We start from the raw sequence: 20,853 nt of genomic DNA on the forward strand, positions 1-20,853 counted from the left end.
TTTTGTTTTTGTGTCAACCGGTTTCAGTTGATGCGGTGGTTTATGGGTATGAAGGACTCTTGGCCTAAGTGCGGGAGCGCCTGGAATTGCTGGCGATTGTGGATAACCCAATTGCTCCATTAAAGGTAGAAGATGTTGATTAAATGCTGTCCGTAAAGATCCCAGATGTACTCGCCAGGCCTTCTAAGCTAAATTCCTATTTGCAAAATCAGCAATGATGCGTACAAAGTTATTGGGTTGCTCAAAATATGCTATAATTGCCCGCAAATTAATCTTGCCAATCGCTTTATAGTAAGAAACCGGTTTAACTAAATGTATGTACTACTAAAATACTTATCAAAATCTTTTTCATGGGGTAGCTAAACGATGTCAAAATTCTTAACTATAAAGCAAGAAATTTCATACGAGAGTCCTAAAAAGGAATTTCGCGTCCATGTTGATCCAACTTATTTGATGAATAGAGAAAATTTTGCTCTGGTGAGAAGGATCCTCGAAGAGGTTTTTGAAGGCGAAGAAGTAGATATCAAGATCATACAATTAGATGATCAACAAGCTTTAAAAGATTTTGATGGCACCACAAATAGTTTTGGTAATGATAGGGATCAGAGAGGTAAGGAAGTATGTATTTATCTACCTTCAATCCTGGAGGGAAACAAGCATAATATTGAGCACTTAAAGAAACTTATGCTCACTCTTTGGTATAAACTTCAGCAAGCCAATGTTCCTTTACACAGTTTTACCCCACCCGGCGACAAAGCTATACGGATGGAGAGTTTTTCGACTCCCTTTTCATTTACTTTTACAACGGCACCTAAGGAATGGCAAAAAAGGCATGGAATTTTGTTTAAGGATTGTGAACATAATAATGATTTTTATGATCCAAATCACCCGTTGCACCATATTCAATTCTCAGCAAAGAACATTCGTGCCTATGGATTGCAATTCGATAAGGCTAAGGCAAAAGCTGCCCATATAAAATATCTTAAAGACCATTTTAAATCCTCTTTAGAACAACTTTTAGAGTCAATTGATTTTATTCGAAGCCACGAAAGGAGTTTTGCTAAAAATGATGAAGATAAATTTAACTTCAACTTTGAGCTCCTTACAATTAAGGAGGGTATAGAGAAAATACAACAAGAATATAACGAAGAAATCGGACAAATTAATTTATTGATTGAAGAAGATGAAAAATGTGAACGTAGAGGAGCGGCTAGAACAAGAGCCATTGAAAAACTGCAGGAATTAGTAGGAATACTAAAAGCCTTTCCTCATCACGAAGATTCTGATTTTACAGCCTATGAAGAAATTAGTTTGTTACTAAATGATTCTCTTCTAAATCGAGAAGATTTGAGTTTTCTAAATGAAGAATTAGAAAAAAAGCTCAGCGAAAGATTAGATATACATATCAAAGGATTGATAGAGGATTTTCGTGGACTAGAAGGAATAATCAATCCAAGATTGCAGGACTCATATGAAAGAATAATAGAGGATATTGAAACCATTACAGCAAACAATCCCTGTGAGGCACAAAAAATATTTCGTCGGTTTGTTTTTCTTAATAGGGAGGCAAACTATATCGATGAAGAAACTAAAAATATTTCTCAACTTTGTCAGACAGCGGTAGGGAACTATACACAAGATAGACCCTTTACTTTAGGATATTTCTCACGTTTTTTTGATAATGAACGTGGCCGTATACGTGCTCAAACATTCAGAGACCTTTTTGCAGAATATAGTGAAGATCAGGCCGTTTTAGATTTGTTAATTTACAGTTTACTTGCCAGTAATAATGGTACCTATTTGAAATACAATATAGCTGCGTCTTTAGGATATGCTTCTACTAATGAAGCTAGAGCAATATATGAGATTAAAGTAAAAGAACATCTTGCTGAGAACAATAATCACTCCATTGGACAACTCAATAATGAAGTAATTGAGCCAATAGTTAATGCGACTAACAATAAAAAAGACTCTCAGGATAAAACAATAGTCAACGCGCTGGAAATCTATAAAAATAGGTTAATAGCCGATAAGACCATTGAAATTATCAACCCTTCCTTTAGTTGAAATGGATGAAAAACCTTATCCATCACACACGTATCCTGACTGACTCCGTACATTACCAAATCACACAACGCTTGGTATTAACCATCGCACTATTGGCAGGTATGGAAAAGGCCATTTGAAATTGTGGCATATTGGCGAGTGTGCCGTTCACGCGATAAATCATCGGTGGATGGGGATCAGTTGTTACTAAATTACGGGCTTGCTCAGGACGGATATTGGATGCCCATACATGCGCAGTTCCTAAGAAAAATTGTTGCTCCGGCGTGATTCCATTGATTGTCTTGGCATTTTTATAATACTTAGAATGCTGAAAAGCATGATAGGCTAAGGTGAGGCCGCCTAAATCAGCGGTTGCTTCACCGACGACTAATTTTCCTTGTACGGGTAAATCGCCATCCACTTTATATTTAGAAAATTGCTCTACGATGCAATTGGTTGCCGCTTGGAATTTTTTCAGATCAGCTTTAGTCCACCAATTCTTTAAATTTCCATAGCCATCGAATTGAGCCCCTTGATCATCAAAGCCATGTGTCATTTCATGACCCATCACAAAACCGATTGAGCCATAGTTGATGGCTGCAGGCGCATTGGGATCAAAGAATGGTGGTTGTAAGATTCCTGCCGGAATATTGAGGTTATTCATGGAGGGATCGTAATAAGCATTGATAGTTTGCGGAGGCATCGCCCATTCACTGCGATCAACTGGTTTACCAATTTTGTTGAGATCGCGATGGTTCAAAAATTGGTTAGCCCGAATAACATTCAGCACGTAGGGGCCGCGATCAACTTTCAAGGTTGAATAATCCCACCATTTATCGGGATAACCCACTCTCTCTTCCATTAGATCTAATTTTTTCAAGGCAGCTTGTCTTGTTTGTGGAGTCATCCAACTGAGGGTTTGTAAATCTTGTTTTAAAGCTTGGCGTATGTCACTCAAGATCTCCCGTGCTTCTTGTTTTGACTCGGGAGGAAAATATTTTTCTACGTACAATTTACCGATAGCAAAGCCTAAAGCCCCATTTTCAGTACTAACCACTCGTTTCCATCGTGGCAACAATTTTTTGGTGCCGGTTAAAGAAGAAACCATTTTGAAATTTTGGTCGACAAAAGGTTTGGATAAATAAGAAGCGAAGGCATCGATTAAATGCCAACGTAAATAGGTTTTCCAATCATCCAGAGGAATAGCCTGAAGTTGTTCATTCATCACTTTGAAGAACTCTGGTGTCGCTAAATTGATATGTTTAATTGACGATTGGCCAAGCTCACTTAAATATCGGGGCCAGGCAAAATTAGGCGTGACTTTTTCGAGTTGTTGCAAATCCATCATATGATATATAGCGTGAGGATCGCGCTGTTCAGTTTGCGACATGGAAGCTTTAGCTAAAATGGTTTCAATCTTCATGACCGTTGCTGCTTCTGCCGCCGCTTTATCAGGCGCATCGCCGAGTAGCTCAAACATTTTAGTCATATGCTCAACATAAGCGGCACGAATTTGTTGAAATTTTTTATCCTCTTTGAGGTAATAATCACGATCGGGTAAACCAAGCCCCCCTTGTTGAGCCGCGCCAATCATTTCTTGGCTATTTTTAAAATCTTGCATAGAGCCAAAATTAAAGAGAGCATCGACGCCAATCTGTTGTAAATGAGTAATGACTTGCTGTAAATCAGCTAAATTTTTGATCGCTGCAATCCGTTCGAACTCAGGCAATAGAGGGGTAATTCCGAGTTTATTGATGGAAGCTTCGTCCATGCCGCTGTAGTAAAAATCCCCGACCTTTTGTTCGATACTGCCGGGCGCTGCTTTTTTATCATCCGCTGCAGCAATGAGCATTTGATGAATGATATTTTGTACTTTTTCTTGCAAGATATTGAAACTACCCCAACTTGCATATTCAGGTGGAATGGGGTTCTTTTTTTGCCAGGTACCATTGGCATAGGCGAAGAAATCGGTTGTTGGCGATGCAGTGGTATCGCGCCAGTCTAAACGTAAGGCTTCTACTGCATTATTTTTATTATTAGTTGCTGTTGCAGGGAGCTCAACGGCGCTGCAAGAAAAACTTAAGCTGAGGGTAAAAATTGCAATCGTAAATCGCATAAAATTATCTCCTAATGAGCTTCATCCCAATCCTTTCCTAAACCAACTGATACAGACAAAGGTACAGATAATTGTGCTGCGTTTTCCATTAATTCTCGGATAGTTTCTTTTACGCTAACTATAGCAGTTTCATGCACTTCAAAAATTAACTCATCATGAACCTGCATAATCATTTTTGCCTGCGGCTTTTCTTGGGTAGCTAGCCAGTCGGCTAAAGCGAGCATTGCTTTTTTTATAATATCTGCGGCGGTTCCTTGCATCGGTGCATTGATGGCCGCTCGCTCGGCTGCTTTTTGTCGCATCATATTTTGGGTATTGATTTCAGGTAAATAAAGGCGTCGACCAAAAAGCGTTTCCACATAACCTTGTTGATGGGCTTGTTGGCGTGTTCGCTCCATGTATGCAAGAACCCCAGGGTAACGTTGGAAATAGCGATCCATATAGTATTGCGCATCTTGGCGTTCAATGCCAAGTCGCTTTGCTAAACCAAAGGAAGACATTCCATAAATCAAACCAAAATTGACTGCTTTAGCACGTCGTCGCTGTTCGCTACTAACCTCGGTCAGAGGAACTTGAAAAATTTCACTGGCTGTAGCGGCATGAATATCCCAATTATTAGTAAAAGCTTTTAGTAAATTCTCGTCTTGGGACAAATGCGCCATGATACGCAATTCAATTTGCGAATAATCAGCAGCTAATAACAGATGATTGGGCGGAGCAATAAAGGCTTTACGAATTAGACGTCCCTCTTCGCTGCGGATAGGAATATTTTGCAAATTAGGATCACTCGACGATAAACGCCCGGTTGCGGCAACTGCTTGATTATAAGAAGTATGCACACGATTTGTTTGCGGATTGATGCATTTTGGTAAGGCATCAATATAAGTTGAGATCAACTTGCTAAGGCTGCGGTATTCGAGAATCACCGCAGGAAGGCGATAATCGTAAGCGAGCTCTTGTAATACTGCTTCTGCGGTCGAAGGCTGTCCCGTCGGTGTTTTGCTTAGGACAGGGATTTTTAGCACATCAAATAAAATTTCCTGAAGTTGTTTGGGGGAGTTAAGATTAAAAGATTTTCCCGCTAAGCTTAAAGCCTCTTCTTCAAGGGCTATCATGCGCTCTTTTAGCCGTTCACCATGTTTTGCTAGGGTTTTCTGATCGATGAGAACCCCTTCATACTCCATATCAGCCAAAACAGTGAGTAAAGGCATTTCAATGGTATTGAGTACCGATTTCAACTTATCATCGAGCATGGGGTAGAGTTTTTGATGCAGTTTTAAAGAAAGATCGGCGAATTCCGCAGCATAGGGCGCAGCTTTTGCGACAGGTACTTCATCGAAGCCTAATTGTTTTACACCTTTACCGACAAGGGTCTCCAGGCTAATCGGTTGATGGCCGAGGTATTTTAACGAGAGTGAGTCTAAATCATGTTGACTAGCGTTTGAATTTAAAACGTAAGATTCCAGCATGGGATCGGAAACTAGCCCTTTAACATGAATACCATAGTGCTTAAACACGTTATAATCGTATTTTAAATTGAGACCTATTTTTCCTAGGTTTTCATTTTCAAGAATGGGTTTTAAGGCATTTAATACGCTATCTCGGGATAATTGCTGACTGCCATCTTTGTGAGTTAAGGGAATATAAATCAGATTTCCCGCTGCAATTGCCAAAGCAATACCGACAATTTCAGCTTCCATGACGTTAATATTCGTTGTCTCTACATTGATGCAGAACAGTTGGCAGGAGTTTAATTGGATTAGCAACTCATCGAGTTGGGCTGGGGTATTGATAATTGTGAGATGACTTTCTTCAATGACTGGTGTTTCAACGGAAGTTCCTGCTTCTTCAATCGATTTTTGCTCTAATTGCTCTTTTAACCAGGTTTTAAACTCTAACTCACGTAGTAGCGCAATTAGTTTTTCACGATTCGCGGCTTTATGTTTTAGATCAGCTAAGGTTAAGGGCAGTTCGACATCGGTTTTAATCGTCACTAATTTTTTTGATAAAGGGAGATGCGCTAGGCTAGCGCGTAAATATTCGCCAATTTTGCCGCTGATTGCAGAGGCATTGGCCATTATGTTGTCTAAATTTTGATATTCTTGCAACCATTTTGCCGCTGTTTTTGGTCCACACTTGGTGACCCCAGGGACATTGTCAACACTATCGCCAATCAGGGCGAGGTAATCAATAATTTGCTCGGGACCAACGCCAAATTTCTCAATAACACCAGGAATATCGAGGGTTTTATTCGTCATAGTGTTAATGAGGGTGACCTGCTCGTTGACTAATTGAGCCATGTCTTTATCACTGGTGGAAATGAGTACGGTCTGTCCTTGTGCTGTTGCTAAATGAGCCAGAGTACCAATAACATCATCCGCTTCCACACCGTCAACGATGAGTAAGGGTAAGCCCATGGCGGCTAATAACTCCATTAGCGGCTGAAATTGACAATGAAGATCGTTAGGCATTGGCGGGCGGTGGGCTTTATATTCGGGATACCATTCGTCTCTAAACGTTTTGCCCTTGCTATCAAAAACGACGGCAATTTCTTCGGGTTGAAAATCCTTGATTAATTTTCTCACCATATTGGCTACTCCGTAGACTGCCCCGGTTGGCAGCCCTTTGGAGTTGGTAAGCGGCGGCAAGGCATGAAAAGCCCGAAAAAAATAAGAGGAGCCATCAATCAGAATTAAAGGGCGAGACATTATTTTTCGGCCTCGTATTGCGCTAAACGTCGACTCAACTCATCTACTTTCTCGCTCAAGGCTTTTAAATTTTTGCGCATAATGGGTATTCGTGTGACGGACAGTTCGTGTTCAATCGCTTTATCTTTTGGGCGAGCTGGACTGCCTAGATAGATATTGCCTTGTTTAAGATGTTTCTTGGGTGGTACCCCCGCCCGTGCTCCTAAAATAACACCATCGTCAATGCGTACGTGATCACTAACGCCCACATTCGCTGCAAAAATAACATTGTCACCGCTAGTGCTGCTTCCTGCTACACCTGTAAAAGCGCAGAGAATATTATGTTTACCTAATTTTACTGAATGAGCAATTTGCACTAAATTGTCGATCTTGGTGCCGGCACCAATAATTGTTGCGCCTAAGGTCGCTCTATCGATTGTGGTATTAGCACCAATCTCTACATCATCCTCGATAACCACATGCCCTACGTGAGGGACTTTCATATGCTGGCCATCGATAAAGGTATAGCCGAAACCATCAGAGCCAATTACTGATGAAGCATGGATACAAACTCTGTTCCCTATTTGGCAACGGTCATAAATGGTCACATGAGGATGTAAAACGGTATCTGCACCGATAGAGACATCGGCACCAATACTTGCGTGGCCTTTGATAATACAGTTATCGCCAATGCTGACACCAGGTTCGATATTAGTGTAAGGACCGATAAAAACATTTTTTCCCAGACTTACATCCTCAGCGATAGACGCTGTGGGATGAATGCCGGGAACCGGTTTTCTACTCGGATAAAAATAACTAAGAAGTTGAATAAATGACTTAAACGGATTGGAGACCTGGATAACAGGTTTAAGTTCACTTTTTGTGCTGCTGCAAACCAAAATCGCTGCGGCTGGAGACTGCTCTGCTAACTGCAGATTTTCTGGCCCGTCGGCAAAAACAAGAGCGCCAGCCACGATGTTATCGATAGGTGATAGTGACGAAATAGTAACCTTCTCGTTACCTACAACCAGCCCTTGCACTAAATTGGCTATTTCATACAGCGAAGCATTCATTATTAACCTTATAAAATCATGCAAAATAGGGCGATTATAGCGCGATGTAGCTTCAGTTGCGAACTAAGTTTAGAAAGATTATGCAGAAATTTCACATTATTTTGAATTTAAGGATAAAACTTGCAGTTTTTCTTGTATTTCCATGGGGTTAAAGCCGTGTTTAATGCTTTTCGCTAGGGATTAAAATGTAGGCTGGGCCTTGCCCATTGCTGTCAGGCTATGCCTGGGGACGGCTAATAATTATCCGTTCAGGCTGAGGAGCCATAGTAAGATAGGGAAAAATCAGCTTAGCCTCTGACAGCTATAGGCCAAGCCCCTTGGAAATTAAAACCGACGTAACAAGATAGCGGCGTTGGCACCACCAAAAGCAAAATGATTTGATAAAGCGATATCGATTTTCTTGGGTCGAGCGTGATTTGCCACGTAATCTAAGTCGCATGCTGGATCAGGGTTATGCAGGTTAATTGTCGGGAGTAAAATATCATGTTGCAAGCTTAATGTTGTTGCAATAATCTCCATGGCTCCTGCTGCACCTATAGCATGACCAGTCATTGCCTTTTGCGCAGTAATTGGAATCTCGTAAGCACGCTGGCCGAAAACCGCTTTTATCGTTTCCGTTTCAGTGACATCATTTAACTGAGTTCCTGTACCATGAGCGTTGATATACTGAACATCGCCGATAGCAAGCTTAGCATCGTCTAAAGCAGAATGAATGGCACGCACTTGGCCTTGTACAGTCGGCGCAGTCACATGGTAGGAATCGCAGCTAGCGCCGAAGCCAATGATTTCAGCATAAATATTAGCCCCTCTTGCCTTAGCTTGTTGCAATTCTTCAAGGATTAAAATGCCAGCCCCATCAGCCATGACCATACCATCCCGATTTTGATCGAAAGGACGGCAAGACAAAGTAGGGTTTTCATTTTGAGTAGACATCACACGTAGCTTACACCAAGCGGCCATGAGGGTTTCCCATAGCAGTGATTCTGTCCCACCACATAAAGCAGTTGAGAGTTTGCCATTAGCAATCTGTTGATAGGCATTACCAATCGCTTCCGCAGAGGATACACAGGCATTGGAAGTCGTTGAATTAGGTCCGCCTAAACCAAAAGCGATTGCAATATGATTGGCGACCGAATTAGGCATACCACGAATCACAGATAAGGCAGGAATCTTTTTCCAACTTTCTTTAAAAAAGGATTCGTAGGCAGATTCAAGTTCAGGCGTTCCGCCTAAGCTTGTACCGATATAAGTTCCTGTTTTTGCTAAGTCTTCAGCAGACAAGCCTGAGCGCTCAATCGCATGGTGAGCACAGAAGAGTGCGTATTGCGCCACCCGGGGGAAGCGTTTACTTTTATCAAACTCGGGTAGGTGGGCGAGCGATAAATCAGTAATTTCGCCACCAATTTGAGTAGGATAAGGTGTTGGGTCATAGCTTTCAACCCGTTTAATACCACATTGACCCTTAATTGCGGCTTGCCAGAAAGTCTCAAGGCCATTGCCAATGGAAGAGACTATTTCCATACCAGTTATTACAACCCGTTTCTTCATTCCTTATCCCCGTAGCGCTTTCCTTCCGCAGTAAAACGCAATACTAAATGTGCAGTAGAAAAGCTGTCAAGCCGAATTCATTGTATTGAGATATTTTGTTTGAAATTAGCGTCTTAGCTGGTTTAAATGCAGGCAAAGATAATAGCAATTCATCAGGATAAATTGTCAACGCTATTCAACAAAGCGCTAATGATAACCTGATTATTGGGTATATAGAATAGATTGTACGAGATCCTAGAGTTTCAACATTCCATGCGACCTCTCAAACCATAACCGATTGAATTTAAATAAAAATTCAAATTTAAGCTATTGTGCTTCCAGTAGAGTATGTAATTTTTTAGTGGAAATTGCCCAATAGTCTGTTGCATTGATCGTTTTAAAGTCATGTCTCATGTAAAGATTAAGTGCATTGTGGTTAGAAGTTTCCACATCCAGTATCAATTTTGTTATACCTAATGATAAGGCATGATTGATACAAAAAGATAATAACTCGCTGCCTAAACCTTGGCCTTGGCTATGCGGGAGAATAGCAATATCCGATAGAATAGCATTGTCTGATTGCCAACGGATATGCGCTTTTCCAATAGCTCTTCCTTGATAAAACGCAAGCAGCACGGTGTAATTGTTTTCTTCGAGCAAACTATTAAATCGGGCAATCATGTCATCCTGTTCTTCAGGAAAACAAAGTTCATCGATGGTACAGAGGTCGAGCATGTCTTTTTCGCTCGCTTTGCGAATTTGAAGTCTTTGCTTGGTAATCAAAATGGGTTCGTAGCTATGGCGCTGCATTTGATATTCGCTATTATGATAGCTAAAGCCAAGTTGCGAAAGCCAACGCTTATTGACCTCTGTTGGTGTAGCGAAAAGCAGAGTATCCATTTGTTTTGCTAATAATAATGGCATGATTGTTTGCAGTAAGCGTTTAGCAATACCCTGCCGGCGGTGAGAGGGCGCTATGATAACAGTTACTTCACAAGCGTTTGCATAAAAGAAATAAACACTTAAAAAACCTATCAACTTGCTCTCTTCAAAAAAGAGTAGATTGCTGTCATTGGCTCTTTTTTGTTCAAGGATATGAGGATATAAAGGAGGGGAGCTGCTATCAACTTCTCGGCATAAAGTAGCTAGCTTATGCACTTCGCTTAATTGGTTGTGGTCTAGTTGGTTATTAAAAATAAGCATAATTTTATTCAAAATTGGTTTAAAATAAAAAATAGTATCTCACATTTTATCCACTTAGTGTCTAGAAAAGTGTTGGTAGCCCATTTAGGATTTCCTTTTGCTCTTTCCACTAGGTGCCTGTATTTCCAGATACTGGAACAGGTGCTTCTAAAGGCACATGATTATTTGGGGCCAAAGCCGTAACAGGACGATGAGTGGAGAAAAAATAGTAAAGGCCAATAGCTGCTAAAATGACAATAACAATGATTGCAATAATGCCAATGCCTTCATTCTGATTATCTTTATCATTCATGATGCACTCCAAAATTTCCTTGCTTATCCTCATTTATTATATACCCATTCGCAGAATAAATTGGTTTATTTTAAAGTATAATTTTCAGAAAAATCCAAGATAATATTTGCTTTTTTTAGAGATGAATGACAGGGATAAGAGTTGTGAAAAATTGATCAATTAAATCTGAAACTTTCAAATTCATCACTGTCGGGTTGATCCTGCTCAATAGATTCAGTATTTTTGGCGATACTAAAACCAGTCATTTGTTCAATAACTCTTTTTTTAGCCATCATAAGGATCTTATCAAACTCTCCTTTATTTAAATAATGATGCTCTCTAAAATGATTTTGATAATGCATGTGCAATTGGGTTTGACCAAGCGAAAGAATATCGGATATTTTCTTTAAATCATTACCTTCTCCTTGCGAATCCAAACTTTCCAATTTCTCATAAATTTCTTTTGAAATGGCAGATTTTTCGGGTGATACAAAGGGTAATTTAATAGGTGTGACCTTGGATAAAATTTTGTGGGCCATCTCCAAAAACAGATTGCGTTTGTTGTATGCAGCAAACAATTTAGCAGTCTCAAAAGCTAAGCTTGGTGTGTCAAAGCTTGGAACGGTAAGTTGATTGAGTTCGTTAATTAATTTTTTCAGGACTTTTTCTTCATCTTTTCCATATTGTTGTTCTAAATAGAGGACAGCTTGGTTTATTATTTTTTTTGCTTCTAGGGATTTTTGTAAATAAGTTAACTCAGATTGTTCTATCTGTTCCAGCGTTTTGCTTACTTCATCAAGATAATTTTTTTCCTGAGAAGGTTCTTCAGTATCAGAATCTTTAAAATATTTTTCAATAATTTTATCGAAATCAATTCTTCTAGGACCAAGCTCTAATTTTACTTTAGAGAGTTGATGATATAGGTATTGTTTATGACCCTCGCCTTTCAAATAGGCAAGTGAACTATTTATTGAGTTTCTTAAGATATGACAGGCTTGATCGGGAGGGAAAAGTTCTACTTTTTTCAAGGTATTTTTTAATACTCTTATTGCTACCTCATTATCAAAAGAATAGTATTTTCTATGATTATTTTCATAGTTGATAATAGAATTTATCGCATGCTTTAAATAAGATAATTCATCATTAACCAATGGGGTTCCTGATTTATGGTCGCTATATGCGGGCAAGAAACCAGGGCCCGGAAAAGAAGTATCTTTTATTTTATGGAATTCACAAAAGCGCTCATAAAAGAGAGGGGCTTTTTGAGTCGCATCTTTAAGCGCGTTTAGCTCTGAATTTACTTTTTCTTGGAGATCTTCCATTTGCCCCAAAGAGTTTTCAGCATTTCTATAAAACCACTTGTAAGTATTGGGGTACAGAGCTGCGAATAACTCAGCATGTTCTTGGTTAACGAATAAACGATGTAGAGGATTAAGTTCGTACTGCTGCAAAATGTTACGGGTATTAAGACGAACTCCTGCTGAATAATCTCCCCAATTTTCTAGTATTTCTGTATAAAGCCTAAAGCGTTCTTCGTCCTCAAGAGGATCAACTTGTTGAGGTTCATACACACGAAACTCAACTTCTTTATTGATGTCTGGAGGCGTCTGTCCTTCGTCAAGGCTGCCCGTTTTTTTAGCAAACCGAAAAAGATCATCATGGAGTAGCCTGGCTACTTGATTAGATTTGTCACTATTACCAAGATTCATCCCCTTCCCATGTCCACCTGGGTAAACTTTAAAAGTTGCTTCGGTGGTAGTTGGACTGGTAAAAACATACCTGGATTTATCTTGGGGATCAAAATAGGGCCTGTATTCATGCAACATCGTCACTGATTCAAAATGTTGTACATTGGCAGGAATCGTATAAGCCTGAGGATCCGCACTATGTCCTGGACCGGAGACATGATCGATGAGAAAAAGGTTAACTTTGAGCTCGGGATAAAGGTCATTTAATAAATTAGCAAGTCTGACACAAGTATCTGCCCCGCGGCTAAAACCATGAAGATTGATGTGCTTGGGGAATTTCCCCTCTTCTTTTAGCTGCTCTAAACGCAAAATAGCTTCAAACAGTAATTCGTCGATACCTTCACCCGCTACAGTGCCACTTAGACGTTTCATTAAGTCTTTAATATTTTGAGGCAGCACAGTGGTTTCTATTAGTATTTTTTTGCGCGTTTCAACATTATATATATAGCGACCAGGCATAGGATTTGCTTTTCTTTTTTCCTGTGAATACTTGTGATCAGATAAATGCTTAGGATCAGAGCTTTTCCCCTGAGGATTAGAACCTACTCCATCGAAAAGGCAAACATGGCTGCTAAGCTCCGGATCACTGTCTTTATAATTCCTCTTAGTTGCCCTATACAAGGCAGTTATAGCATTCTTATTGGTCACTCTATGTTGGCTTGTACCAAGGAAGAAAAAGCTAGCAGTTTCTGAGGTTGGAGGGCACATATTCTAGTCAAAAAACAATTAGGAGTATTGTAAAGTATAGTAAACCATTTTATTGATCAAAATGCAACCAATAAGAGCACAAAGTTCAAAAAAAAGACATTCTAGCGGATAAGGAAAAATATAATAAAGACTAAACTTAAGGTCATCAATAGCGGATTAACGGTTTGACGAGTGAATAATTTAAGTAAGCTGTAAAGCAGAATTCCAGCCCCAATACCATCAGCAATGGATGAGGTAAAAGGAATGAGCATAATAGTGACCATGCAAGGTGCTGTTTCACTAATATCTTCTAATTTTAACTCCCCTAAATGTTTCATCATGCAACAAGCCACGTAAAGTAAAGCGGGGCCTACTGCATAGCTAGGAATCATTTGCGCAAGAGGAAAGAAAAACAACATCAAGATAAAGCCTGTTGCAATGATGTAAGCGGTTATGCCAGTGCGCCCTCCTGCTTGAATTCCTGCGGCTGATTCAATGTAAGGAGACGTACTTGCTGAACCTAAAAGGCCAGCTAAGGTGGATGCAGCTGCATCTGCAGTTAAACTTCTACTGAGACGTTGTTGATAATTGGGATGCTCTCTAAAGACTGATTGATTAAGAAGCCCAACAAGTGTTCCTGTTGCATCAAAAACTGCAATTAAGAAAAAAGTAAATATTGCTTTAAGCGAGGGAATGCTAGCAAGACCAGAAAAGTCAAGTTTTAAGAAGCTCGGCGCTATGGAGGGTGGTAAAGCCACTAAACCCTGCCAAGGGGTTAAGCCTAAGAGTAAACTTAAAACACTAACGCTCAGAATCCCTAAAATAATCGCAGCAGGAATATGATAGTAATCAAGTACCAAGATCGTCAAGAATCCCAAAAAAAACAAGCCACTCTGCGGCCGACTGAGATCGCCTAAGCGGATCATGGTGTGATTATCACTGACAATCAATTGATTGGATTGCAAAGCAATCAGGGCAATAAGTAAGCTGATTCCAATTAATATAGCTATTTGCAAATTATGAGGGATTGCTTCGATCAGCAAGCGTCGTAATCTTGTGAGGCTAATGAGAAAAAATAATAAGCCAGAAATGAATACCATTGCGAGAGCATGTTGCCAATCAATTCCCATGGTGAGAACAACGGAATAAGCAAAATAAATATTGAGGGCCATTCCGGGCGCGATCCCAATTGGAGTATTTGCTAAAAACCCAGTTAAAAAACAGCCAAATGCAGTGACTAGGCAGGTTGCTGTAAAAACTGCCCCTTGATCCATTCCGGCTTCATGCAAAATGCTAGGATTAACAAAGGCGATGTAGGCCATCGTTAAGAAAGAAGTAATCCCTGCTAAGACTTCTGTTTTAAAAGAAGAATCCTTAGACAACCTAGATTTGAGGTTATTCATGTTAACTGGCTAAAAAATAAAGTTAAGGACGTCAAATACAATTTCGACTGCAATCAAGGCGATAATAATGATTTCCAAGCTATGAGAATGACGAGTTTCAAGATAACCATTAAACATATCGAAGATTTCATTGAGCGTATCTAAGCGGTGATTGATGGCATTTACTCGTCGTTGAATGTGTAAATAGCGCTCAAGCATCGTGTAATATTCTTCTAAGCTTGGGTGTTGCCAAAAATATTTTGGATGATAAAGGAAATTAGAAATCAAGTTCATTTCGCTTTTAGAGCCAAGAATTTCACCGATAACTTGACGAATTTGATTGCGGCTAATAGGCATATGGCCTTTATTCGAAAGGCTTTGAATCATTGGATTATATTTATCGATGAGGGTTTCAATGATCGTTTCAAAGTACTGTAACTTTACTGATTGCGAAAAGCCATAAGAGAAGCTTAGCTTCAAGTCTTCCCCAGGTTCATCCATTGTTAAACAGTCCACATCAAAAAAACCATGAGGTTCTATAGCGGTTTTATCGCCCAGTTTATAGCTGAATTCATCACGGACTAAAAATGAGATGGGTTTATCTGCAAATTGTTTAATAATATCAAGATAGTGTTTAATTTGATAACGTTTAACACCCCAGGACACCACAGTACCATTTTTAAAAACAAAGATAAGAGTATTATTTATATCAGAGCGGTTTAATCTCAAGACGTCTCGAGAGCGGATAGAACTGTAGCCAGGTAGGCTGGTCTTGAAGTAAGTATCTAGGCGTGACAAATCAATCGCGTTGGCAATGCAATAACTTAAGCATTCCATGATAAAAATAATCCTTGCACAATATTAGAACTCGCAATACTCTTTTTGGAGTATTACGAGCAGCTCAATTAGGATGATTATAACCTAATTAGCAGTCAACTTATACGCTATCAGCGGTTTCTTGGCCGGGATAAGCTTTTTTCCTGTCTGTCGCGCCACTCAGCCATTGAGGACAGACCTCCAATACTTTTGCTATCTTGTCTAGTTGTTCTGGAGAGGGCAACATGTGGCCGAAGATCATTGCGTTAGCCAAATGACGTGTAACGCCAAAGACTTTAGAAACTGCCTTAATCTTGTCAGACAACTCTTCGGGGAATCCTAATAATGACAATTCACGATTGAATCGTTGAGAAAATACTTTACTGTTCATTTTTTCACTCCATGAAAAAAATAATTTGGTCAGTATAGACTGACAGCTTATTGGGTAATAGCCTAAGATCCCTAAAACAAAAAATTTCTGTAAACGGTTCGATTGGAGGACTGAATCAATTACCATTTTTTGGTTCAGTTGCTCAATACTATCGCAGGTCAGACACAAGTTTTCTGCAGATCTGCTCGCATTTGCCTATATCCATCTAACTGAATAGGTATCTTACTCCGTTGCGGCACTGAAAATGAATGGTTAACCTGGCTAGTATTTGAACTTGAAGCTATACCTATCTATCCTTGATACAGGTATGTCTGTTATAACTTATTTTCTTTCTGTAGCAAAGTATTTTTCTATTTATTTTAAAAACAACTAGTTATCCCGCTAACCTTAACGAATTAAAGCAATGATATTGTTAGCATAAGAAATGCCTTTTAAGTAAGCATTTGTATAATCTTCTGCGCTAAATTTCGAATACCCTAGCTTATTAAAATAGGCTTGCTCATAAGCTTGAGTCATATCTAATAAATAACCAAGAGTACCTCGACGTGTCAGTAAAGCGGCGTTAATTTCATTTTCCAATTGCAGTTTAGTTAATAAAAAAGGCATTGGTTGATTCAGTACAGCATCTAAAGTAGAAAACAGGCCCACTGTAAATGCTTGATGAGAGTCTTTTTCATCGAAATGAGTTGCAAGAATTTGACACATTTTGGCTCTAATGAGCGTTCTTTCGAGTAAATCATCGGTTACATTATCGAGTTCTGCTATTAAAAGTAGACTCATCCAATTTCGTATTTCTGAAAGTCCTAGGCGTTGAATGGCATCGACTAAAGAATTAATCATCTTACCTTGATACATTGAGGCTGAGTTGGACAGTTTAAGTATGCGCTCCCCCAACTTGGGTATTTGCAAAATCATTTCCTCAACTCGGGCAATCTGGGTGTCAGGGTTATAAAGCTCAGCAAATAACTGCAGTAGAAGAATTTTATCTTCTGCAAGCGTTTGGTTTTGCACTAAGTTAGGGTGATTTAAAAAGAACCCTTGAAAAAAATCAAACCCTAAATCGCGGCATACAATTAATTGTTCGCGATTTTCAATTTTTTCAGCTAATAGTTTGCCTTTAAATCCAGATTCGCGAACTAAGGTCAGTTGTTTGTTAATTTCTTGCTTGGTTAAGCCTAACACTTCAATCTTTATGATGTCAGCAAGATTAATCATTGGAATTAAGTCTTCATGAAAAATAAAATCATCCAGAGCGATTTTATAACCCTCTTTAGAAAATGTTTTTATATTTTCTAATAAGAGCTCGTCGACCAAAATATTTTCTAATAATTCAATCACAATTCGATGTTTAGGGAGCGACGCGGGTAATTTTTGCAACAAATGATTACGGGTAAAATTAATGAAAGCGGGGTGATGTCCGAGGATCAAATTGAGATCGAGATGTCTAAACAGATAGGACAGTACCTGGGCAGTTGCTTTGTCTCCTGCCTTCTCATCAGTGGTATCAATATTTGCACTATTCAGATCACCTGCTCGATAGAGAAGTTCATAAGCGCATACAGAAGCATGAGTATCATAAATTGCCTGTCTGGCGAATATCGCAGGTATCAATTGTTTGTTCAATTTAATCGGATCATAAATAGAAGAAGTAAGTTAAGTATAACGCAAACAACCTCAGCAATCCCACTTAGCTATTATACGCTAATTGCCATCCCTGTGCAGGGATGGCAATTAGCCGTGAGGATAAATCAGTTCGAGACAGCAAATGTCTGAGTCTGACTAATCATGATGACTAAAATAATTTAAGTCTAATTCCCTTGCCGCTCTTACATCATCTAAACGTTTCACTGGCAAAGTATGTGGCGCATCCCGCAAAAGATTCGCATTGGTCTCGGCCTCATGAAGAATGGCTTGCATGGCGCTAATAAAACCATCCAATTCTTCTTTGCTTTCTGTTTCTGTCGGTTCAATAAGTAAACACTCGGGAACCAGTAAGGGGAAATAGGTGGTTGGTGCATGAAAGCCATAATCCAGTAAACGTTTTGCTAAATCCATCGCATTAATGCCATACCTTTTTTTCTCTTGGTTTAAAGTGAGAATAAATTCATGCGTTGCACGTCGTCCAGGATAAGCTGGATTAAAGCCCGCATTCTCAAGTTTAGCCAGTAGATAATTCGCATTAAGCGTAGCAAACTCAGAAACACGTAGCATCCCTTCTTTGCCTAAAACACGAATATAAAAATAAGCACGAAGTAAAATAGCTGCATTACCCATAAAGCAAGATAAACGGCCAATACTTTGGGGGAAATCATTGCTAGTAGCCCAACGATAGGCATTATTTTCTTTGATAACGGTGGGTAAAGGGATGTACGGTAATAGGCGTTTGCCCACGGCTACTGGCCCGGCTCCTGGTCCACCACCGCCATGAGGCGTTGCAAAGGTTTTATGCAAATTTAAATGCATAACATCAAAACCCATGTCACCTGGTCTTACCTTACCTAAAATAGCATTTAAATTGGCACCATCATAATAAAGAAGGCCGCCAGCCTGATGTACCATCTGCGCTATTTCTTTTATTTGACGCATAAACAACCCTAGTGTAGAGGGGTTGGTGAGCATAATTCCTGCTGTTTTAGGACCGACTTTACGGCGTAGTTCTTCTAAATCAATATCCCCGTCCTTGGCTGTGGCAATTTCAACAACCTTAAAACCACACATCACCGCGGATGCCGGATTCGTACCATGAGCGGCATCAGGAATGAGTATTTCATCACGTAGGGTATCACCACGTGATTGATGATAAGCCTTAATCATAGCAACGCCGGCAAATTCACCCTGAGAACCTGCCATAGGTGTTAATGACACCGCCTGCATGCCAGTAATTTCAGCCAAGTTAGTTTGCAGTTCATGAAGAATCTGCAAAAAGCCTTGACTTGCTTCTTCTGGAGCCAAAGGATGGCGATTACTAAAACCGGCAATAGAGGCTGCTTTATGCACTCCACGCGGATTGTATTTCATTGTGCAGGAGCCTAAAGGGTAAAAATTGGTATCAATAGCAAAATTCTTTTGCGAAAGCTTAGTATAATGGCGGACTACTTGTAATTCAGAGCAAGCCGGCAAACGCGGTGGTTTGGAGCGCAAGAATTGCTCAGGAATTGCTGATTTCACTGCTGTATTATACGGAGCCTGTGCCGTCGCTTGGCGGGTAGGTTTGGAGCGTTCAAAGATTAGCATAATTCCCCCTCCGTTCTATGAATCAGATCTTTGAGTTCTTTACAAGATTTAACGGGTGTAAATTCGATAATTTGATAATCAGCAATTTCAGCGAGGTAGTAAGGATCTTGCTTAAATATTTCTTCCAGCTTCACTCTATCGTTGGTTGCTGCAATAATAATTCCACCTGTTCGAGGTTTCATTGGTCCTGAAGCGATAAGTAAGCCCTGTTTGTAATAGTATTCAAGAAACTCACGATGGGCTTGTAAGTACTTATCTACCTCATTAATCGGTTCTTTATAAGTTAACTGTATGATAAACATCAGCTACCTCGCTTCGCTAAAATTTGCTTCAATGCATTTGCATAATGAGCAATATCCTCATCCGTGCGCATTTCAGTTGCACAAACAAGGAGGGTATTTGCTAATTGTGGATAATGAGCTTCGACCGAGTATCCCCCGATGACCCCTTCATCACGTAAGCGTCGGAGTACTTCATCGACTGGTTGAGCAAGGCGAAGAAGTGACTCATGGAAACCAGGTGCTGAAAAAACAGCCTCTACCCCTTCAATTTGAGTGAGTGCAGAAACAAGGGCTTGAGTATTATGATGGCATTGACGGGCAACTTGTAGTAGTCCTTCAGCGCCTAATAAACTCATGTGGATGGTTGCTGCTGTGACCAATAAGCCTTGATTCGTGCAAATATTGGAAGTGGCTTTACCGCGGCGAATATGTTGTTCTCGAGCCTGTAGTGTGAGGCTGTAGCCAGTTTTATCGTCTTTATCTAAAGTACGTCCAATCAAACGCCCTGGCATTTGTCGTACATATTCCATGCGGGTACTAAAGAAACCAAAATACGGTCCGCCAGAGGCCATGGGTGAGCCGAGGGGTTGTCCCTCTCCACAGACAATATCAACTCCATGCTCACCCCACTGTCCTGGTGGTGTTAAAAGCGCCAGTGAGATGGGGTTCACGCTGGCGATACTAATGGTTTGATTCGCACGCGCCCAATGGGTTAGTTCATCAACCGATTCTAAACAGCCAAAGAAATTAGGTTGCGCAATAACTAGGGCAGTAATATCTTCGCCTTGGTATTTCTCCAATGCAGAAAGGGCAGTAATTCCCTGCTTTTCATCAAAGGGCAGTGTTATGACCTCTATATGTTGGGTGCGAACAATCGTTTCTAAGGTTTCTCGATAAAAAGGATGAATAGTACCTGCTACTAAAACACGATTGGTTTTGCTGCGTTTATTAATACGTACAGCCATCAAGACCGCTTCAGCCAAGGCGGTGGCGCCATCGTACATTGACGCATTCGCTACCTCCATGCCGGTTAATTCAGCAATCATGGTTTGAAATTCATAAAGCAGCTGTAAGGTGCCCTGACTTGCTTCCGCTTGATAGGGTGTATAGGCTGTTAAAAATTCGCCACGAGAGGCAATATCCCACACTGCAGCCGGAATATGATGCTCATAGCTACCGGCACCCATAAAGCAAAGGCCATTTTGATTTTTATTCGCGAGCTGTTGAGCTTCCTTAAGCATCGCCATTTCACTCAAGCCTGCAGGGATGTTTTTAAGTTCCCCATAGAGTAATGAGTAGGGGATTTCATCAAATAAATCTTGGGTTTTGCTGACTCCAATTTGAGCCAACATAGTTTCTATGTCTTCGGCTGTGTGTGGAATATAAGGCAT

General features: G+C 40.1%; 15 protein-coding genes. 1 reads left to right on the plus strand and 14 read right to left on the minus strand.

Annotation, left to right across the window (positions count from 1 at the left end; translation table 11 throughout):
• Positions 1-366 precede the first annotated feature (366 nt).
• Entirely contained in the window at positions 367-2,067 is a 1,701-nt protein-coding gene (locus Lnau_RS10515; RefSeq protein WP_058505110.1) for a hypothetical protein, read from the plus strand.
• Positions 2,068-2,119: 52 nt separating this feature from the next.
• Here the strand turns inward: Lnau_RS10515 and Lnau_RS10520 are convergent, their stop codons facing one another.
• From Lnau_RS10520 to gcvPA, 14 genes are all read right to left on the minus strand, one after another.
• Positions 2,120-4,162: a M13 family metallopeptidase gene (locus Lnau_RS10520; RefSeq protein WP_058505111.1), complete on the minus strand. Its 2,043-nt coding sequence runs from the start codon at positions 4,160-4,162 to the stop codon at positions 2,120-2,122.
• A gap of 11 nt (positions 4,163-4,173) precedes the next feature.
• Positions 4,174-6,870 carry a DNA polymerase I gene (gene polA / locus Lnau_RS10525; RefSeq protein WP_058505112.1) on the minus strand — a complete coding sequence of 899 codons (2,697 nt, stop codon included), beginning with the start codon at positions 6,868-6,870 and terminating at the stop codon, positions 4,174-4,176.
• Complete coding sequence (lpxD, locus tag Lnau_RS10530; RefSeq protein ID WP_058505113.1) at positions 6,870-7,922, minus strand: UDP-3-O-(3-hydroxymyristoyl)glucosamine N-acyltransferase; 1,053 nt, start codon at positions 7,920-7,922, stop codon at positions 6,870-6,872. The genes polA and lpxD overlap by 1 nt, the downstream gene beginning before the upstream one ends.
• Before the next feature lie 324 nt (positions 7,923-8,246).
• Positions 8,247-9,470, minus strand: coding sequence for a beta-ketoacyl-[acyl-carrier-protein] synthase family protein (locus Lnau_RS10535; RefSeq protein WP_058505114.1), 1,224 nt, complete (start codon positions 9,468-9,470; stop codon positions 8,247-8,249).
• A 306-nt stretch (positions 9,471-9,776) separates the two neighbouring features.
• Positions 9,777-10,652 carry a GNAT family N-acetyltransferase gene (locus Lnau_RS10540; protein ID WP_058505115.1) on the minus strand — a complete coding sequence of 292 codons (876 nt, stop codon included), beginning with the start codon at positions 10,650-10,652 and terminating at the stop codon, positions 9,777-9,779.
• A gap of 109 nt (positions 10,653-10,761) precedes the next feature.
• Positions 10,762-10,944: a hypothetical protein gene (locus Lnau_RS10545; RefSeq protein ID WP_058505116.1), complete on the minus strand. Its 183-nt coding sequence runs from the start codon at positions 10,942-10,944 to the stop codon at positions 10,762-10,764.
• Positions 10,945-11,099: 155 nt separating this feature from the next.
• On the minus strand, positions 11,100-13,379 hold the full coding sequence (locus tag Lnau_RS10550; RefSeq protein ID WP_058505117.1) for a DUF5621 domain-containing protein: 2,280 nt from the start codon (positions 13,377-13,379) through the stop codon (positions 11,100-11,102).
• Between the two features lie 101 nt (positions 13,380-13,480).
• On the minus strand, positions 13,481-14,761 hold the full coding sequence (locus Lnau_RS10555) for an NCS2 family permease (RefSeq protein ID WP_058505118.1): 1,281 nt from the start codon (positions 14,759-14,761) through the stop codon (positions 13,481-13,483).
• Between the two features lie 9 nt (positions 14,762-14,770).
• A complete protein-coding gene (locus tag Lnau_RS10560) occupies positions 14,771-15,577 on the minus strand; it encodes an RMD1 family protein (RefSeq protein ID WP_058505119.1) in 807 nt (268 codons plus the stop codon).
• Between the two features lie 100 nt (positions 15,578-15,677).
• Positions 15,678-15,947 carry a hypothetical protein gene (locus Lnau_RS10565; protein ID WP_058497015.1) on the minus strand — a complete coding sequence of 90 codons (270 nt, stop codon included), beginning with the start codon at positions 15,945-15,947 and terminating at the stop codon, positions 15,678-15,680.
• 387 nt (positions 15,948-16,334) lie between these two features.
• The gene (locus Lnau_RS10570; protein ID WP_083503825.1) at positions 16,335-17,570 is read right to left on the minus strand and encodes an EAL and HDOD domain-containing protein; all 1,236 of its coding nucleotides are present in this window, start codon (positions 17,568-17,570) and stop codon (positions 16,335-16,337) included.
• Positions 17,571-17,726: 156 nt separating this feature from the next.
• Positions 17,727-19,181: an aminomethyl-transferring glycine dehydrogenase subunit GcvPB gene (gene gcvPB, locus Lnau_RS10575; protein WP_058505121.1), complete on the minus strand. Its 1,455-nt coding sequence runs from the start codon at positions 19,179-19,181 to the stop codon at positions 17,727-17,729.
• Positions 19,175-19,483 (minus strand): YciI family protein, encoded by a 309-nt coding sequence (locus Lnau_RS10580; protein WP_058505122.1) that lies wholly within the window; start codon positions 19,481-19,483, stop codon positions 19,175-19,177. Before Lnau_RS10580 ends, gcvPB begins: the two co-directional genes overlap by 7 nt.
• Positions 19,483-20,853 carry an aminomethyl-transferring glycine dehydrogenase subunit GcvPA gene (gcvPA, locus tag Lnau_RS10585; RefSeq protein WP_058505123.1) on the minus strand — a complete coding sequence of 457 codons (1,371 nt, stop codon included), beginning with the start codon at positions 20,851-20,853 and terminating at the stop codon, positions 19,483-19,485. Before gcvPA ends, Lnau_RS10580 begins: the two co-directional genes overlap by 1 nt.

The organism is Legionella nautarum, from assembly GCF_001467895.1.
GTDB lineage: Bacteria > Pseudomonadota > Gammaproteobacteria > Legionellales > Legionellaceae > Tatlockia > Tatlockia nautarum.

Bases quoted from the DNA above. Each gene is read 5' to 3' on its own strand.
- Lnau_RS10515 (WP_058505110.1), top strand. From the start codon at position 367: ATGTCAAAATTCTTAACTATAAAGCAAGAAATTTCATACGAGAGTCCT.
- Lnau_RS10520 (WP_058505111.1), bottom strand. From the start codon at position 4,162: ATGCGATTTACGATTGCAATTTTTACCCTCAGCTTAAGTTTTTCTTGC.
- polA (WP_058505112.1), bottom strand. From the start codon at position 6,870: ATGTCTCGCCCTTTAATTCTGATTGATGGCTCCTCTTATTTTTTTCGG.
- lpxD (WP_058505113.1), bottom strand. From the start codon at position 7,922: ATGAATGCTTCGCTGTATGAAATAGCCAATTTAGTGCAAGGGCTGGTT.
- Lnau_RS10535 (WP_058505114.1), bottom strand. From the start codon at position 9,470: ATGAAGAAACGGGTTGTAATAACTGGTATGGAAATAGTCTCTTCCATT.
- Lnau_RS10540 (WP_058505115.1), bottom strand. From the start codon at position 10,652: ATGCTTATTTTTAATAACCAACTAGACCACAACCAATTAAGCGAAGTG.
- Lnau_RS10545 (WP_058505116.1), bottom strand. From the start codon at position 10,944: ATGAATGATAAAGATAATCAGAATGAAGGCATTGGCATTATTGCAATC.
- Lnau_RS10550 (WP_058505117.1), bottom strand. From the start codon at position 13,379: ATGTGCCCTCCAACCTCAGAAACTGCTAGCTTTTTCTTCCTTGGTACA.
- Lnau_RS10555 (WP_058505118.1), bottom strand. From the start codon at position 14,761: ATGAATAACCTCAAATCTAGGTTGTCTAAGGATTCTTCTTTTAAAACA.
- Lnau_RS10560 (WP_058505119.1), bottom strand. From the start codon at position 15,577: ATGGAATGCTTAAGTTATTGCATTGCCAACGCGATTGATTTGTCACGC.
- Lnau_RS10565 (WP_058497015.1), bottom strand. From the start codon at position 15,947: ATGAACAGTAAAGTATTTTCTCAACGATTCAATCGTGAATTGTCATTA.
- gcvPB (WP_058505121.1), bottom strand. From the start codon at position 19,181: ATGCTAATCTTTGAACGCTCCAAACCTACCCGCCAAGCGACGGCACAG.
- Lnau_RS10580 (WP_058505122.1), bottom strand. From the start codon at position 19,483: ATGTTTATCATACAGTTAACTTATAAAGAACCGATTAATGAGGTAGAT.
- gcvPA (WP_058505123.1), bottom strand. From the start codon at position 20,853: ATGCCTTATATTCCACACACAGCCGAAGACATAGAAACTATGTTGGCT.